This window comes from Rhizobium sp. PEPV16, from assembly GCF_008919455.1.
Taxonomy (GTDB): domain Bacteria; phylum Pseudomonadota; class Alphaproteobacteria; order Rhizobiales; family Rhizobiaceae; genus Rhizobium; species Rhizobium leguminosarum_Q.
The window spans coordinates 60,262-77,256 of record NZ_VSZV01000343.1; the positions used below are offsets into that span (position 1 = coordinate 60,262).

General features: G+C 55.4%; 14 protein-coding genes. 7 read left to right on the forward strand and 7 right to left on the reverse strand.

Annotated elements, in window-relative coordinates; all coding sequences use genetic code 11:
- Positions 1-325 precede the first annotated feature (325 nt).
- From FY112_RS27380 to FY112_RS27390, 3 genes are all read left to right on the forward strand, one after another.
- Positions 326-688: a DUF5655 domain-containing protein gene (locus FY112_RS27380; protein ID WP_151519715.1), complete on the forward strand. Its 363-nt coding sequence runs from the start codon at positions 326-328 to the stop codon at positions 686-688.
- 338 nt (positions 689-1,026) lie between these two features.
- Positions 1,027-1,284 (forward strand): hypothetical protein, encoded by a 258-nt coding sequence (locus FY112_RS27385; protein ID WP_151519716.1) that lies wholly within the window; start codon positions 1,027-1,029, stop codon positions 1,282-1,284.
- Between the two features lie 390 nt (positions 1,285-1,674).
- The gene (locus FY112_RS27390; protein ID WP_151519717.1) at positions 1,675-3,228 is read left to right on the forward strand and encodes an MFS transporter; all 1,554 of its coding nucleotides are present in this window, start codon (positions 1,675-1,677) and stop codon (positions 3,226-3,228) included.
- Between the two features lie 348 nt (positions 3,229-3,576).
- On the opposite strand, the gene FY112_RS27395 is transcribed toward FY112_RS27390, so the two are convergent.
- Positions 3,577-4,680: a TauD/TfdA family dioxygenase gene (locus FY112_RS27395; RefSeq protein ID WP_151519718.1), complete on the reverse strand. Its 1,104-nt coding sequence runs from the start codon at positions 4,678-4,680 to the stop codon at positions 3,577-3,579.
- Between the two features lie 495 nt (positions 4,681-5,175).
- On the opposite strand from FY112_RS27395, the gene FY112_RS27405 reads away from it, so the two are divergent.
- On the forward strand, positions 5,176-5,415 hold the full coding sequence (locus FY112_RS27405; protein ID WP_151519719.1) for a hypothetical protein: 240 nt from the start codon (positions 5,176-5,178) through the stop codon (positions 5,413-5,415).
- A 103-nt stretch (positions 5,416-5,518) separates the two neighbouring features.
- On the opposite strand, the gene FY112_RS27410 is transcribed toward FY112_RS27405, so the two are convergent.
- Together FY112_RS27410 and FY112_RS27415 are read right to left on the reverse strand one after the other, a co-directional pair.
- Positions 5,519-8,635, reverse strand: coding sequence for an efflux RND transporter permease subunit (locus tag FY112_RS27410; protein ID WP_151519720.1), 3,117 nt, complete (start codon positions 8,633-8,635; stop codon positions 5,519-5,521).
- 3 nt (positions 8,636-8,638) lie between these two features.
- Positions 8,639-9,742 (reverse strand): efflux RND transporter periplasmic adaptor subunit, encoded by a 1,104-nt coding sequence (locus FY112_RS27415; protein WP_151519721.1) that lies wholly within the window; start codon positions 9,740-9,742, stop codon positions 8,639-8,641.
- Between the two features lie 456 nt (positions 9,743-10,198).
- Here FY112_RS27415 and FY112_RS27420 point away from each other — a divergent pair, with 456 nt between their 5' ends.
- Positions 10,199-10,876, forward strand: coding sequence for a GntR family transcriptional regulator (locus tag FY112_RS27420; RefSeq protein ID WP_168338217.1), 678 nt, complete (start codon positions 10,199-10,201; stop codon positions 10,874-10,876).
- On the opposite strand, the gene FY112_RS27425 is transcribed toward FY112_RS27420, so the two are convergent.
- The 4 genes from FY112_RS27425 to FY112_RS27440 all read right to left on the reverse strand — a co-directional run bounded on the left by FY112_RS27425 (position 10,877) and on the right by FY112_RS27440 (position 15,868).
- Complete coding sequence (locus tag FY112_RS27425; RefSeq protein WP_151519723.1) at positions 10,877-11,344, reverse strand: GNAT family N-acetyltransferase; 468 nt, start codon at positions 11,342-11,344, stop codon at positions 10,877-10,879.
- 7 nt (positions 11,345-11,351) lie between these two features.
- On the reverse strand, positions 11,352-12,251 hold the full coding sequence (locus FY112_RS27430) for a phosphotransferase (protein WP_151519724.1): 900 nt from the start codon (positions 12,249-12,251) through the stop codon (positions 11,352-11,354).
- Positions 12,236-13,783 (reverse strand): asparagine synthase-related protein, encoded by a 1,548-nt coding sequence (locus FY112_RS27435; RefSeq protein ID WP_151519725.1) that lies wholly within the window; start codon positions 13,781-13,783, stop codon positions 12,236-12,238. The genes FY112_RS27430 and FY112_RS27435 overlap by 16 nt, the downstream gene beginning before the upstream one ends.
- A gap of 426 nt (positions 13,784-14,209) precedes the next feature.
- Complete coding sequence (locus tag FY112_RS27440) at positions 14,210-15,868, reverse strand: ABC transporter ATP-binding protein (RefSeq protein WP_151519726.1); 1,659 nt, start codon at positions 15,866-15,868, stop codon at positions 14,210-14,212.
- A gap of 243 nt (positions 15,869-16,111) precedes the next feature.
- Between FY112_RS27440 and FY112_RS27445 the strand changes: the two genes are divergently transcribed.
- Complete coding sequence (locus tag FY112_RS27445; protein WP_151519727.1) at positions 16,112-16,342, forward strand: NAD(+)--rifampin ADP-ribosyltransferase; 231 nt, start codon at positions 16,112-16,114, stop codon at positions 16,340-16,342.
- An 18-nt stretch (positions 16,343-16,360) separates the two neighbouring features.
- Positions 16,361-16,672 carry a hypothetical protein gene (locus FY112_RS27450; protein WP_151519728.1) on the forward strand — a complete coding sequence of 104 codons (312 nt, stop codon included), beginning with the start codon at positions 16,361-16,363 and terminating at the stop codon, positions 16,670-16,672.
- The last annotated feature ends 323 nt before the right edge of the window (positions 16,673-16,995 follow it).

Below are 16,995 nucleotides of genomic sequence, written 5' to 3' on the forward strand. Positions count from 1 at the left end.
CTCGTCAACTGACGAGGACCATTCCGGCCGTTCGCACAGGTCCAGCGAGCTCATGAAAGCTGACAGCCGGATTAGCCCTAAGCCCTAAGGATTTTCCTATCGGCGGTCCGTTCTGAACGATTGAAGTTTGATGTGCCAGGCTGTCGGCGGTGATCCACCGGATCCTCGAAGTTCGTCACATGCGCTTGCGGGCTCGCCGGTCCATGAGACAGGTAATTTCGGGTGGAACCTGCCGTGGCGGCTCGGGACGCCGAGATGCTCCGGAGCCCTACAGCGGGATCATTCGCTCTCAATCGCTTCGAAAAACCAGAGATATTGAAACATCATGACTATAGAAAACAAGATGACGGGTGATTTCAGAAGCAAGCCAAAAACCATGGAGATGGCTGAAAAGATCATCACCTTTACGAAGGGGCTTGGGCCGAGTCGCCAAGAGACAACGGGCCAAATGACCTTTGCAGGGAAGCGCAAATTTCTTTGGATGTGGACTTACGGTGGCACGGGCGATGGCACATTGTACCTCACGGTCTGCTTGGATCGTGAGGTGAACGATTCGCATTTTCACTACGTTAAGCAGACCAGCCCAACACGGTGGAACCACCACGTAGTCGTAAAATCGCCCGATCAGATTGAGAGCCCATGGTTTAAAGACCTGGTCAAAGCGGGGTATGACTTCGCCAATAAGTAGACTAACCTCTGCGAACTCACTCGCCCAAGCAAACTCCCTCCAGGTCCTGCGCCGCCGTGAAATTTTTGCATGGCGGGCGATCCGTTTGGCGAACCACATCCGGAGGACGGGTGGCCGACTCGGTAATATCGTTAAGGGACTGGAGACTGAAATCTCCGGCGCCCTCCGGCCAAGTCTGGACAAGAACTTGGCTAAGCTTTCGGGTAAGTGATCAGGCGCAAAGCCTAAATCGGCAGCGCAGGTCATGGTTGACGTCAAGCTTTTTAGCCTGAACATTGAAGCTGTGCTAATCTGATCTCACCGCTCGCGCGGCAGACCCCAAGAGGCAGAATGAAACAATGCTCAAAACAGATACCAGGCAGGCAAACTGGCGTCGCGCCAATCCCGGCAAGTATGAAGCGCATCTTGCTGTACAGCGCGCAGTGAAGGCTGGCGAACTTGATAAGGAAACGTGTGAGGTTTGCGGCCTCGGATCGGTTGACGCTCATCATGACCAATACGACGAGCCTTTGAGAGTTCGATGGTTATGCCGGCGCCACCATACGAGGCTTCACCACTATGGTGAAGACATGTTCCCGATCCGGAGCACAGCCTAAAACCATGGCAGCGTCACGACTGCTCTGATTTCTAACTGAGTGGTTCATATCTGACCGAGGCGCCGGTGAAGCTGCGCTCAGCCATTTTCACTCGGTGGACATCCGCCTGTCGAGTTTGAATCAGTGAGGAGTTGGCCCGCCTCGCGATACCCATCTACTTTGGCCGTGTGATGCCTGGCCTTTTACACGTCAAGCATGCTGACCTCCTCGTTTTTCTGACCCCACATGTCGACATTCAGTGAGTGAATCGGTTCAGCTGGAAAAATCCCCATCCGCCCAGTCGTGCTGCGTCTGGCTGGCTCGGCGCATCTCGAACCGGGCGCTCCAAGGTTGGAGCGTTGCCATTTATCATCGGGCACGTCACATTGCCGCCGCTACAGGAGGAGTTCGATGCACACTGGAAGCGCCAAAGCAGACCGGAACCTTGCCGGACGCAGGGAATGGATCGGCGTGTGCGTGCTCTCGATTGCCTGTCTCATCTATTCGATGGATCTGTCCATCCTGTTCCTGGCTATTCCTGCAATCGTCGCAGATCTCGACCCGTCGGCCTCCGAACTCCTTTGGATCAACGACATCTACGGCTTCATGGTAGCCGGCTTCCTGGTTACGATGGGCACGCTGGGAGATCGGATCGGTCGTCGCCGCGTGCTGCTGATCGGAGCCGCCGCCTTCGGTGTCGCCTCGGCGCTTGCGGCCTTTTCTACTACCGCGCAGCAGCTCATCGTGTCGCGGGCGCTTCTCGGCATTGCCGGAGCGACGATCGCACCTTCGACATTGTCGCTGATCGTCAACCTGTTCAACAACGAGGCGGAGCGTAATCGTGCCATCGGCATTTGGGGCACGGCTTTTGCCCTCGGTGGCCTGATCGGACCGCTTCTGGGCGGCTTTCTGCTGCAATATTTCCACTGGGGCGCGGTTTTTCTCATCAACATCCCAGTCATGTTCATCCTGCTGATCGCAGCTCCCATCCTGCTACCGGAATACAAGAGCGAGGACGGCACAAGGCTTGACCTCCTGAGCGTACTACTGTCGCTTGCTACCGTGCTGTCAATCGTCTACGGCTTCAAGCACGTGGCGGCAGACGGTTTTGACATTCGTCATCTACTGCCCATAGGCGGCGGGCTCGTTGTCGGCTGGCTGTTCTTGCGCCGTCAGAAAACCCTGCCAGATCCCCTGATCGATCTGAAGCTCTTTGCTCTGCCCGCCTTCACGGCCTCGCTTCTGGTAAACCTTGCCGGGATGTTCTTCGTGTTCGGCGTCTTTCTCTATCAGAACCTGTTCCTCCAGTTCGTGCTTGGCCTCACACCCCTCGAAGCGGCTCTCTGGTCGGTTCCCTCATCGATCGTCTTCACAGTCATGTCCTTGCAAGCCTATCGGTTCACCAACCATTTCGGCCCGGTCCGCACCGTATTGTTGGGCCTGGTGATAAACTCTGCGGGCATGTTGCTTATGTCGGTCGCCGCCTATTGCGAAAGCCTATTCGGAGTTCTCGGCGCAACCATGGTGATCGCCGTCGGTTTCGTGCCGGTCGTGCTGACGACAACCGGCCTAATCGTCGGAAGCGCGCCGCCCGAAAATTCGGGCTCCGCTTCGGCGATTTCAGAGACAAGTGCCGAATTCGGAGGCGCCCTCGGCATCGCATTGCTCGGCAGCCTCGGCACCTTGATCTATCGCATGCTGATGGCCGGGGTGAATGTTGCCGGGCTCGATGCCGCTGAGAGGGCAGCGGTGAAAACGACGATCGGTGGCGCCGTCGAAACCGCAAGGGCGCTTCAAGACAGCGCTGTCCCGGCCTGGCTCGAAGCGGCCCGCCAGTCTTTCTCAATGGGCTTTGCTAGCTGTTGCCTACTTGCGACGGTGACGCTGCTCGTGCTCGCGGTCATGGCCCGAAAGATCTATGCCCGCGAAAATATCGATGAGCAGACCGTTGCGTCTGCTCATTGAGAAAAAAGTCGTTACCTCGCCTCCACACCGCAATCCGGCGTTGTCGAAGAGTCCGTGGCCATTCATTAGTCAATAAGTCGCGATACGCAGCAAGGGCTGCTTTTTCAGCAACTTAAGAAAAATGGCCGGCGCGCCGTCTGTTCACATTGGTTCAAGACGGCCACCTGGCGGATAGCTGTGCCCGCGGTTTCGTTCCTATCAAGAGCTGTACGCATGCCAAGCGCTATGCACCGCGGGGCCGGTGGCAATTGAGTAAGCGCGGGAGGGTCATGACTTCATCGAGCCCGCAGTCGGCCGCCTGGTAGTTCGCGATTGTCGGTCTTTATGAGAATGGGTCGGCGCAACCGTTCATGCTTGTCCTGCCAACAACCTGATCCGGCTGTCGAACTCGCCACGGTCGACATAAAAGCCCTTGAGCAGCCGGTGACCTGTCATCGGATCGAAAGTGGTTCGGCCATGCAGGATCCGCCTGTTGTCGAAGACGACCATCTCTCCAGGCTTCATTTTGAATGTGATGACATTGGCCGGGTCACGCGTCTCCGCCATGAACCTCCGGTAGGCGGCATAGTAGTCGGCCATCACGGTGTCGGGTATATCGAAGCTGTCCATGAGATGGGCGCTGTAGCGGACATCGAAAACGCGGTTCCGCTCATCGACGCTGACGATCGGTCTATGCACGCGAATATCATATTGGCGATCGTGGAAGCGGTACGGAATTGGCGTCGACGTCAGCAGCCGGAACGCCTCGGCGTCCTTGCGGCGGACCTTCTCGGCAATCATGTAGGCGTCCGCGAACACGGATTCGCCGCCTTCTGCGCCGTTCCGCACACAGTGAAGGAACTGGTACCCCGGCGGCATCTCCTGGTTCGGAAGGTCGGTATGAAGGGGCAGGGCGTGCGAGGTGTACGCAAGATTGTTGGGATCGGGAATGGTCTCGACACGGAAAGTAAGGCCGAAATTCGTGCGCCTCAGAAACCCGATGCGTTCCCCGAGTGCCACGCCTGCTTCCTCGTTATCTTCAAGTCCGGTGACCACCGAAAGACCGTGCCTCTTTGTGCTGCAAAGCCATTCAAAGAAGACGCGGTCCTCCGAGAGATCGTCGACGGACACTTTGGGAATCTGTAAGTCCGCTTCCCAGATCTCGGCGGCTATATCGGCGGGGTCGGCGGCGCGTACACCCGGGCGATGGCTGTAAAGCCAATCCGCGGCCAGTGTCGTTCTGTCGTTATCTCCTCGCCAATCGATGTGAACGGCGTCGCCATCGAGCGTGACCGCTTCGGCTGTCAGGTCGAGCGGCACGGACAGCAGATCGAACTGCCGTTCACCGGTCTGTGGGTGGAACCCCTTTGGATCGTTGTCACGCAGGAAGAGGTTTGGATAGAATGAGGTGGTGCCGTCAATCCAATGCACGGCGATAACGCGTTCTCGCGCTTCTACACGTTCGATATTCATGGAATTTCTCCGTCGGTTTCAGGATCGCGTATGAACCCGAAATTCCGACGGCGGCGGCCACCAGCCCCCGCGCTTGACATATCCGTATGTGGACACAAGCAGCTTCATGGAATGATTGTTAATCCTCCATACGCGCGACGACAATAGATTTCGCGCGATCGTCGCCTGACTCGGTCGAGGACACGATATTCGATTTTCAGCTAGGAGGCACGACCCCCGGTAAACGCGTCAATGAACTCAGCGAATGTCGGGGCCAGCACCTTAACGTCAGTTCCTTGGCCTCTTCCCATGGCGCCCGCATCCAGATGTCGGTCTCTTTCTTCGTCAGCAAAAGGACGGACATGGCCTAGTCGTGAATCGGCTTCACCATGTCGTTGGGATCCGTCAAGAAGCCATTAGATTGCCGCGCGCGACATGGTCGTGCCTGATCTTCACATCGATACGTTGAAGGTGAAGAGCAGGAATTTTCATTGACATCCGTTTGAAGAGCTGGTCATGGGCGGCGAAACTTCCGACTATCTCGCAGTTCCTGATCTCCTCGCGATGCCAGTGAAAAGGCCTCGTCGTCTCGTCGTGGACAAGGGTTATGATGCCATCAGCATCCGTCAGGAGCTTCTATTTCTCCGGCACCAGATTGCCAGCGAACTTGATCGGGAGGAACTCGCCTCTTCTATAACCTACTACTATCAAACTGGAGTACGAAGCGAGGGAACCTTAATCCGGCTGCTCGCCTAGCGTTTCAGCTAGGTATTCGCCGTCGGACAGGCGTAGTATGCCAGTGGGGATCGGGCCGGATTCGAACGCGTTCGCCAGAAAACACCCACCCTGATTGCTGCTCTCACGGCCCTGTGGCAGACGCCGGATGAACAAACCAGCGCCCAACGCGGGTCGCCATTCCGTCAAGATAAGTCAGGACGACCGGCACAAAGATCAGCGTAAGCACCGTCGAGGATATCAACCCGCCGATGACCGCATGAGCCATCGGCGCGCGCTGCTCGCCGCCTTCGCCCAGGCCCAATGCCATCGGCAACATGCCGAAGATCATCGCAAGCGTGGTCATCACGATCGGCCTCAACCTGACCGCTCCGGCATCGGCGAGACTCTGGCGCAGATCCTTGCCTTCCCGCACTCCCAGATTGGAATAGTCAACGAGAAGGATCGCGTTCTTGGTAACTAGCCCCATGAGCATGATGAAGCCGATCATCGAGAACATGTTGAGCGTCGACCCCGTGAACAGGAGGCCGAGCAAAACGCCGATCAAGGAGAGGGGCAAGGTCATCATGATGGCGATCGGCTGGATGAATGAGCCGAACTGGGAAGCTAGGATGATGTAGATGAAGATGACAGCCAGCACCAGGGACTGAAGCGCATAACCGGTGCTCTCCGCAAGGTTCTCGGCATCTCCGCCGAAGGAGATGCGATAGCCAATAGGAATGTCCATCTTGGCGATGGCGGCATTCAGGTCCGCCGTTACGTCACCTAACGCTCTGCCCTCGATATTACTTGATATACGAACCTCGCGAGACAGATCTTTACGGGTGATCGCATTGGGCGCCGTGCTCTCGACGACGTCGGCGACCTGATCCAGGAGGACGGTTATCGGCTTGCCATCCTCGTCCGTGCGGCCGGTGGAAATTGCGAGATTGCGAAGCTGGGACGCATCTCGTCGGCCGTTCGCCGGCAGGCGCACCATGACGTCGTACGACTCACCGTCGGGCGCGTTCCAGACGGAGATTGCGTCGCCGGCGACGAGCGGCCGAAGCGTGTCACCGATCGTCGCGATCGACACCCCCAGATCGCTTGCCGCTTCGCGACGCACTCGGACGGCGAGGGTGGGTCGGACATTTTCGATCGACGACTCGATTTCCGTTGCCCCCTGGATGGCAGCGAGCGTCGAGGTGATCTGATCCGAAATCCGTCGCAGCTCCTCGTCGCCATCCCCCAGGATCGAGAGCTGCAGCGGCTTTGATGATCCTCCCACTCCCGCCGACTGACCGACAGAGATCTTAAGGCCAGCGATCCGCGAGAGGCGTTGGCGGATGGGCTCGATGGTTTCCGATGTGGTCAGCGCCCGATCGATGCTGGGCACAAGCTGCACGGCCACGATGGCCTCGTTGAACCCGCGGGCGCCGCCGGAATTGATAGTCGAATACGTCGAAGCGACATAATGGAACTCCCGTAGCGCTCGTTCGACCTGGCCGACCTTGGCGGCCATGTAATCGAGAGATGCGCCTTCGTTGGCTTCAAGCGATATGCTTACTTCACCCTGATCCGCCGGCGGCAGGAATTCGGCTCCGATGCGGGGAACGAGCAGCAGGCTCGCAACGAACATGCTGACGACCATCGCAATTGTTGTTTTCCGATGGTCGAATGTCCAGTGAATGACAGAGCGATATCGGTCCGCAAGGCCGTCGAACCATTGGTCGAACCGTTCCACCAAACGGCCGAGGGGTCCTCGTTTGGCGCCTTTTTGGGATTGAGGATCGTACCAGACACTCGAAAGCATCGGATCAAGCGTGAAGGACACGAAAAGTGAAATCATCACTGCCGCGGCGACCGTCACGCCGAACTGCAGGAAGAAGCGGCCGATCAGTCCCCCCATGAATGCGACAGGCAGGAACACGGCGACGATGCATAGCGTCGTCGCCAATACGGCAAGGCCGATCTCGTTGGTGCCGTCGAGCGCCGCCCTGACATGGCCCTTGCCCATCTGGAGATGGCGAGTGATGTTCTCGCGCACTACGATCGCGTCGTCGATGAGAATACCGATCGACAGCGACAGGGCCATCAGCGTCATTGTATTCAGGGTGAACCCCAGAGCATGGATGACGGCGAATGTGCCGATGACGGAAATCGGGAGCGTAAGCCCGGTGATGACGGTGGACCGCCACGAGTTCAGAAACAAGAACACGATCAACACGGTCAGGACGCCCCCTTCGATCAGCGTCCGCTGTACCTCGGAAACCTGTGCGGCGATCGGGCGGGAGTTGTCGCGGGTGATGGTGAGCTGGACATTCTCCTTTGCCAGTTCTGCATTCAATGCCGAAATTTCATTGCGCAGCGCAGACGCCACCGCGACCGTGTTCGCCCCCTGGACCTTGACGATGTCCAACCCAAGAGACGTGACGCCCTGATAGGTCGCGCGGCTTGTCATTTCCGCGCCTGTATCGAGAACGGTCGCTACATCTGAAAGGTAAACGGGATAGCCGCCGCTTTGGCTGACGATGATGCTGTTGAAGCTCGAGGAATCCGCTATTCGCCCTTCGACCGTCACGATCCGCTGATTGATGCCGGATATGAGCGTTCCTGCCGCGCGATCCTGATTTTCGCGGCGGATTGCGTCCATCACGGAGACGACGCTTACACCATATGCCTCAAGACGATCGGGATCTACGACCACGAGAATCTGCCGCTCGCTGCCGCCAACGAGTGTGATCTGTCCGACGCCCGAAATAACGTTCAGCCGGTTGGTAATGACACGGTTGGCAAGCGTTGTGATTTCGGACAGCGTGCGGCTGGATGAGGATGCTGCAACGGAAAGAATTGGTTCGTCGTCCGGATTGAAGCGTGTCACCTGGGGGGTGTCCACGCCGTCAGGGAACGTCGCATCAAGCCGGGCAACCCTGTCACGCACCTCCTGCGCCGCCACCTGGGAATCCACGTCGAGTTCGAACTGAACGACGACGATGGAGCGCCCTTCGTAAGATTCCGACGTTATCGTGTCGATTCCACCAATGGTGTTCAGCGACGATTCAATCGGCCGTGAGACCTCGCTCTCGACCGATGCCGGAGATGCTCCGGTATAGGTGGTTGCGACCACAACGATCGGGAGGTCGGTTTCTGGATACAAGTCGACGCCGAGACGGCTGTACGAAAACAAGCCGAGCACGAGAACCGTTACCATCATCATGGTGGCGAAGACGGGATGCTTGACGCTGATGCGAGTGAGGAACATCGGTCAGCTGCCCTCAACGGCCACTGGCGTGCCCGCAACAAGATCGCGCAACGGGGCTGTGACCACTACATCGCCTTCCTCGATGCCCGATACCTCAACGAGATCACGGTCGGTCCAACTCGTACCGAGCTCAACGGATTGTCTGCGCAAGACGCCATCTTCCACCTTGAGGACGAACGAGCCTCCCGTATCATGCCGGATCGAAGCCGCCGGAAGGGCGATGACATCCTTCTGATCGTCGATTTTTAGTATCCCCGTCGTGAACATGCCGCCCCGTAGCAGACGCTGCGCGTTATCGATGGCAATAAAGACACGCACCGCTCGAGATCCGGCAACGGCCGTTGGCGAAATCCGGACGACCTCGCCTGTGAACGTCCGTCCCGGAAAGCCTTCGACGGTTAGGTCGACGGGCTGCTTGAGCCGTACAAGGGGAATGCGGCTTGTGGGAACTCCCGCATCGACCTCCATCTGGCTGAGGTCCACAATGGTCATGAGGTCAGTGTTCATCGCGACTGTTTGTCCTTGTTCCACCGGACGAGCGGCAACCACGCCGTTGAACTGGGCTCGCAGCTCTCCATAGGCGAGAGACCGCTCAGCATCAGCGACCTCAGCCTGTTTGGCCCTCAATTGGGCTTGAAGATTGAGAAGATTTGCCCTTGCTTCCAGCCGGGTCGCCTCTGACGCAGCACCGCGCTCGCCAAGGGTGGTATTTCTTTCGAGTACCGCCTCCGCGAGCTCGATCTGGGCGTTGAGGGCTTCGATTTCGGCCCTTTTGGCGGTGACTGCCGATTCAAGTCCTTCCGTATCAAAGCGAACAAGCAGATCGCCTTTCGTGACGACATCTCCAATCTGTACCGGAAGCTCGATGATCGTGGAGGAGACACGTGAAGTAAGCGTTGAGCGGCGAATTGGGGTTAGAGATCCAGCAATGCGGACCTCGTTCGCGACGTCCTGACGAACAGCTTTGCTCACGTCAGCTTGGGCGAGCTCAATATGAGTTGATTGTTTGTCCTGGCTAGCGGCGGTTCCAGCTGGAGCGAGACTTGATATTGCTATCGCGATAGCCGCCGCAAATCTCTTATGGTTCCACCGAATAATAATTGTCATCGCATTTCATCCACGGTTCAGCGCCCGAAAAGGGACGATTCTGCTAAATTTAAAGCTGTATCCATACTGGCTTGTTGAACGAATAGTCCGAGGATCCGTTGAAACTTGCTTGATCTTCAATCTCTGCACGTACGACCTCCAGCTCTCTCGTGCGGACGTGTTTCCGAAGACACTGTGAGCGGTCGTATGGCATTTTTGAGACGAAGCCCCGATCCGATTGATACGACCTGCAGGCGAATCGGAGACTCCATGCAGTAGCCAGCATGCGTCGCCAATCTCAGGTAACCGATTGAACACGTGATATTTTCTTCGTCGATATGAGCAAGCTGATGGTTGATCACAATTATTTTATCAAACTCATCCTACTCGTTTCAGTTGACCATACTTAAGTTGACCCGTGAGAGTTAGTTTGGCGAACGCGACCTACTTTCCGATCAGTGACTGACGGAGACGATATTGATCCACCAGACCAGCAGACCTGCCTACCAGGCGTTGAAACGCAAAATTGTCGACGGAGAACTTCCGTTTGGTGCGCCTATCACGGTCAAGGCGCTCGAATCGGAGCTAGGGTTCAGCGCAATTCCAATCAGAGAGGCTTTGATCGCGCTGGCGGCAGAAGATCTGATAGACTTTTATCCGGGACGGGGCTTCTTCAACAAACGACTTGATGCAGAAAGCATCGCGTTACGCCTTGAGTTCCTCCAAAATCTTCTTCTGGCGAGTGCAGCTACGCTTCCCCACGGCCGAAAGAACCTTGTTCGGAAACGGCTGCTTGACGATGGTATAAGGCTCCGCGAACCTGCGAATAGCGTGTTTGAGAGTGTAAAGTTGATTACGGATATCATTGACACCTACTTCCCCCACCCGACAGCCATATTCACTCGTACAGCAATCGCACAATGCGCGCGTTACCTTGTGATCGACGGAGAAAAGCACGGGCCTGAGGGAGAGATTGGAAAGGCCGCCTTTTCATACTTGTGGCTAGCTTCAAGCCGGCAACCCGTGCCGCTGACGGAAAGGCTTCAGATGTTTTTCGAGGTTCGGAAACAGAGGATGGCAGATACTATTCAAGCGGTCAAAGAACGTGACCTTCTGGCGGGTCATCCAATGGTCTTTTCTGGCGCTACCTTCTGACTACCAGGATGTCCTGAATAGTAGGAAGCCTGGCAAGCCGGGAAACTCTCCATACTCTCGGAAGAATTGCGTTACCATCTTTATTGAGGCGACATTTCCGGCATGTACCGTTGCTTTGCACGCTGCCGGCCCGCGCCTATGCATTTCTTCAAACAGTGTTCCTAGAAGGGCATGCCCAATGCCTTGCTTTCGGTGATCGAAATGCACGCCGACCTGGACTTCCCAGGTAGCGCGAGCGCCTTTTCGGGCGATCGCAAATCCGGCAAGGCGGTGATCCAGATTGGCGACGTAGAGAATGGTGGAAGCCGGGGCGGTAACCAGTTCTGTGAAATAGCTGTCCACTGTTGCGGCAATGACTTTCAGATCTGGGCGAGACGGCGAGTAGTCGAAAAAGGCCGTGGACTCATAGACAGCGACGATGTCCTTTTTGTCAGGACACTGCGGTTGTCTGATCAACAGGCCAGCCATTTTCGGCTTAACCCCAGCGAAACCGTGAAAACTCGTCGCTTAGAACGAAGTCGATAGTCTCCCTGGCAAATCCTGCGGTAGCGACCTTCACTTCTCTGGACATTGTGACGTTTTCACATAGGAACTCGATATTATTGATCTCCTTCCGCAGCAGGCCATTCTTCAATTCGGCTTCGCTGAACTCTTTGTTGCACTCTTCGCGATATCCTCCGACGAAGCTCCTGAAAATCCGGTCCTCCTCTTCGCTGCTATCGGCCCGAAGCGCCCAGATAAAGGTCGCGATGTCATAAGCCAAGGCTCCAAATTTCATGAACTCAAAGTCAAATAGAACCGCTGTGTTCTCTCTCATGATGGCGTTACCGAGCCACGCATCGCCATGGCAGATACCGGTTTCTGCCTCCGGATTGACGTCAAAGGTGTTCGCCAATTCTGTGAGGTCGTTGAATACGGCCTCGAGTACTGGATCTACTCGCTTTACCCTGTCCGACACATTTCCTGCGACGGGCAGATCCGGCGATACTTGATGTAGCTGGCCGAGGGAGCGGCCGAAAGCCATAGCGTCACGCGGGACAGGTGCCAATGATGAGCCCGCGATAGCGCGATTTACCAATGCGTTATATTCCACCTCGTTGATCTTGACTGGCCCCAAGATCTGCCGATCACCTATCTCGACGATTTCACAGCACGGCACCCCCATAGAGTACAACTTCTTCAATGCTGCTGCTTCGGTTTCCAGATCGCTCTTCGAGTGCAGTGTGGCTGGTGAAAACCTGAAAAATACGTCCTGATGGTCGACCGTCGCGCGGAGGTTTTTGTTTACCCCGTCAGTGACCATTTGAACCCGGGTTGGATCCACCCCTAGCCACCGTCCGATAATGGTTTGAAAATCTGTCAATTGAGATTCCATCTGATAAACTTCTCGGCCGCGTAAAGAACTGACAGGACTGGCGAATATGGATTTCCTTTTTCCGAGATATCTCCGATACCATCCATGGTGATTGCATCTGGTTTGAGAATTCCCACATCCACTAGGCGTGAATTGGCGAGAACATGAACGACGTCATCAATGTTAGTGCGAAGAGAATAGTCCGAAGCTCCTTCCAAGGTCTCTTTTTCGTATTCTCCAAAGATGTCATTGTCGCCTAAAAGTGCCTTTACAGCCCGTTGAAGCGAGGCTTTCTCGTGGCGCTCGTCCGCCGTCGCCGAAAGCAATGCCGCCGCCAGTTTCTCGTCAAAAAGCGGGAATACGGGCCAAAACCCACGAGCTAGCAAGAGCGGTGCTCGTTTTATTACTGCCAATCGCGCAGATTTTCCGAGGTAGCCGGCATCCAACTCGCCAATGAATCCATCGTTCAAGGCTTGCACAGCCTCCGGCGTGAAGATCTCCTCATAGACCAGCTGAATTCTTGAGAGATCGGCTTCGGTGACGCCTCTCAGCTTATCCTGACGCACTTCCTCCGTTTCCAAAGCTGGGAAGAGCTCGTCGCCTCCATATCCGCCTGTGATGACGTTGCATCCCTGCTCCTGAGCAATCTGCCATATGCGCGTGAATGCGCGCTCGTATTCTTCCGACAGCAAATAGCGGCTCTCAAGGTCTTGCTCCGACAGCTGGAAAACCGGCAAATGGTCACGGACATCTATCAAAAAGTCTCGGCAGCCCAAGGCCTTGATCACTTTGTTTCGGCGTTTTGTTTGAGATGCTCGTTCATGGCCGAAGCCGATATCGATGCCCAGTGTGATTCCTCTCCCCTGCCAAGCGCGAAAAGCTGCCAAGGCGACAAACGATGAATCTATCCCACCACTAAGCTCAACGGCAATTTTATCTTCGGGCTGGGCTCTTTTGGTAAGGAAGGCCGAGACATGATCGGCGATAAACTCTGCGGCGTCTTCGCGATCGATCTCCTCAACGAGCTCTTCACCTTTGAGTTGCGAAATTGATACTCGTGAACCATCCCATAACAGCTCCGTTCGAGGAGGAAGGGACTGGATATTTGAAAACGGCGTCCGATAGGTGTAGACCGGATCCACTATAGATCGGCAAAGGAATTGGAAGTCTAGCGGCTTATGCGGCACGGTCTGTGCAAGCCGGTGGCTATCCCAATCAAGGTTAAGGAAATCGCCACTTTGGTAGAAGTAGACCGGAGCAACACCGTTTCCATTCGACAACAGCCTTAAGTTAAATCCATATTCATTGTGCTGCACTTCGAGGAGCAGAATTTCTCCATCGAACTCCTCGAAAAGTTTATAGGCGTCGGATATTTGTGTGAGCGAGTATCCTGGACCTGAGATTTTCTCTGCTACGACTATTGCCCATGCCATTGGCTCTCGGATCAATCGATAGACGACATTGCAGTGCTCTAGCGGCTCAATGCGGCCAGCTTGTGGTGACGAGTTAGGGAGCTCGCGAACCGTACGAGCCGAAAGTGTCCCGCGCAACATTCACGAGCTCCCCTAGCTTTAGTACCGGTAGCGGGCGCTGTCACCCTGGACGAGGAACTTGGTTGCACGACTGGTAGCACGAGGGGCCTTCAGCTTGATAAGGCGAACTTTCATAGCAGTTTCCTTTCTCTTTTGCCGGAATTGGCAATTCAGATATCTACAGCGTTCGGCCTATATGCAACTTATAAGGGATATATAAAGAAAATATAATCGGTAGGTGCAGCCGGACCTCCTCAGGCACTTGGGCGTCCGCAAACAGTCTACCTGTGTGGGCTGGGCATCGCTGTGCCTAGTCGCCACAGGGTGCTGATCGAATAGACGGTGAAGCAGCCAATCTCTTAAAAGACTAGCGGATGGCCCGGTGTTGAACGTGCGTGATGAGTGCCGTCAATCGCGGGCAATGGGCATCAACACGGAGTATGGTCACTAGGTGGAGAATGCGGGGCTTCGAAGTTCTACCACCTGGTCGCCCCGTTGAATGCTGCTCAGTCTATGGGTAATCGCTATTATGGTCATATCACTGCCGACCAGCCTCAATTGGCCCATGATCTCCGCTTCCGTTGTATCGTCCAAAGCCGAACTTGCCTCATCGAGCAGCAATATTGAGGGTGAACCGTAAAGTGCCCGCGCTATGGCGATCCGTTGTCGTTCTCCGCCCGATAGCTTTAGCCCCCGCTCCCCCACCGTCGTTTCAAAACCTTCAGGCATCTCTTCAATTCGGGAGAGAATGGCCGCTTTTCGGGCGGCTTCTTTCAGGCGTTTCTCGTCGAGGGTTCGTCCCATGGTGATATTCGTCTTCAAGCTGTCGTTCAGAAGAAGAACCTCCTGGGGGACGATTCCCGTCTTCGCGAACCAAGCTGCGCGCGGGATCTCATTGAGGTTCTTGCCATCGATGCGGATAGCTCCTGCGTCCGGCTCGATCGCTTTGAGGAGGAGTTTGAGGAGCGTCGATTTCCCCGATCCCGTTTCCCCCGTTATGAACGTAATGGTTCCGCGTTCTGCTTTGAACGATATATTGGCTGCCCCACGTCCGTTCGGATAGTTGTAGCTGACGTCTCGAAATTCGACAGTCCCCTGCTTTAGCATAAGAGGCTCTCGATCGTCCGTTTCCTCCTCCTCTGGCGCCGACCAAATGCGCGCCAGTGGTCGCATTTTAGCGATCGCTCTGAGTGTTTCGTCAATTGATTGCCCGATTAGCTCAAATGGAACATTCAGCTGCAGGAGGAGAGTATTGAAGAGAACAATATCGCCGATAGACAGCGTGCCTGCCTCGTATCGAGGCAGCAGCAGAAAAAAGGTTATTCCGAATTGTAGGGTGATGGAAGCACCGACCAAGCCGGCAAAACCGATGCGCCGGACTGCGTAGGCCCGCCAGTTAAGAAACACCGACTCTGCGCTATGGGTAAAGCGATCCTTCATCCACACAGCGCTTCCGGCTTGTCGAAGAGGTTCGATCACGCTGATCGCATTCCCCACATACCGTGCGTTCGCCTGACCAGCGTCAATGGCTGCTTCCATGTGTCGCCGGGTAACCCGGTTCGAAATCACGATCAAAGTCAAGAAAATCACACCATAGGTCAGCACGACCAGAACGATCTGCAGGTTGATCACTGCACCCAGCATAGCGATTGTGAAGCAAAACGAGGCCGCCCCAGGCAGAAAGGCAATGAACGCGACCTGAACAAGCATGGTGATCGCCTGTGTGCCTTGAGACTGAGCAGACTGAATTTCTGAAGGATTATGATCGACGAAGAAGCTAGGTCGTTTAGCAATCAACCGCTCGAAAAAACTTCGGGAAGCCAAATATCCCAAGCGTTCAGCTTGAATGACAGCAAGATACTGTGTTCCTCGCTGAAAGGTGACGGAAATACCCAAAAGGATCGCGTAAACCCAAAAGCCTCGAACCCATTGACCAGTTGGGGCGCCGGCGGCCAACAAATCTAGCTGACGTGAGAAATAAAAAGGGACGAATACTGAGAGCGCAGAGCCGGACAAAATTGACGCTAACAGTATTATGATTGAAAGCTTCGAACCGGAAAAATATTCTGTAAGAATATGTCGGAGGGGCTTGAGCGCCATTTCCATAGTCACCTCTCTTGCTCGTAACAACGCGCCACCGTATCGCCTCGCACCTGATGGACCCGGCAAGGTTGTAGATAGGGCAGTTGGTTCGTTCGCGCATCCGAGCCTCAGGTTTATATCGGACAAAGAGTGGCTGCATCGGCCACACTTACGAAGCGGACCTGCAGTTCCTTAGGCTATCGAAAGAGTGTGAAGGTGGGAACGCGCCTTCAACAACAGAGCCTTCCATTCCAATAGGACTAGCACATGACCAAAAATGCCCAACGGAACACGCCGCCATTTTATCATGGGACTCGGGCAGACCTCCAGGTCGGCGATCTGCTGTCCGGAGGTTACCCCTCGAATTTCCGAGAAGAACCGTTGTCCTGGATCAATTTCACGCAGACGCTCGACGCTGAAACTTCAAGCGGCTGCCCGACACGGACAAAGATGGAGAGGTTGCAAAGCTTCGCAACAGGTTTGCACCGTAAGGTGTAAGAAGCGGAGACCATTGATATGCAAGTTACAACTCAGACACCTGCGTCAGGCGTTGCCCGATCTGCGAAAAGTAGTCGGTCCGTCGATCTGTCCGCATCGAATTTTGTTTCAAGTACAATTCAAGCTGACGCGACAGTCAAAAACGCGACCCTCAAACTGCTGAGCGGGGATTCGAAACTTCGATCCTCCTTTGAATCGAGCTTCTTCGCCGAGATGCAGAAGGCGGCTGATATGAAGCTGCGGATTACCAACGAAAACGGCATGCACAACGCGTTGGCGTCGGTCATAATGCAAAAAGAAGCCAGTTTCCCGGTGGCTCCTTTACGCTAAAGACGGAGCTTCCCGGTGGCGGCTCTATCGAAACGGTTATTCCGGGGGCGGGACAAGACGGCCTCCGTGGCACCCGTCTCGGATGAATCAAGTGTAAGACTTTCAGCTTTCCTGAATACGACCAACGTTGATAGCGACAGTGGAATTCCCGCTCGGCTAGCAGCAGACGCTTATCTATCTATCTGATTGGTATGTCGATAAATGCCGAAAGGGCCTGCAAGACGATCTTACCGCAGGTCCTGGGGCGCGTTTATAGGTTAAAGTCCGCGGCCGCGTCGGCATTTACGTCGCGTTCCCGCCGACAGACGCAAATCTAAGACCCT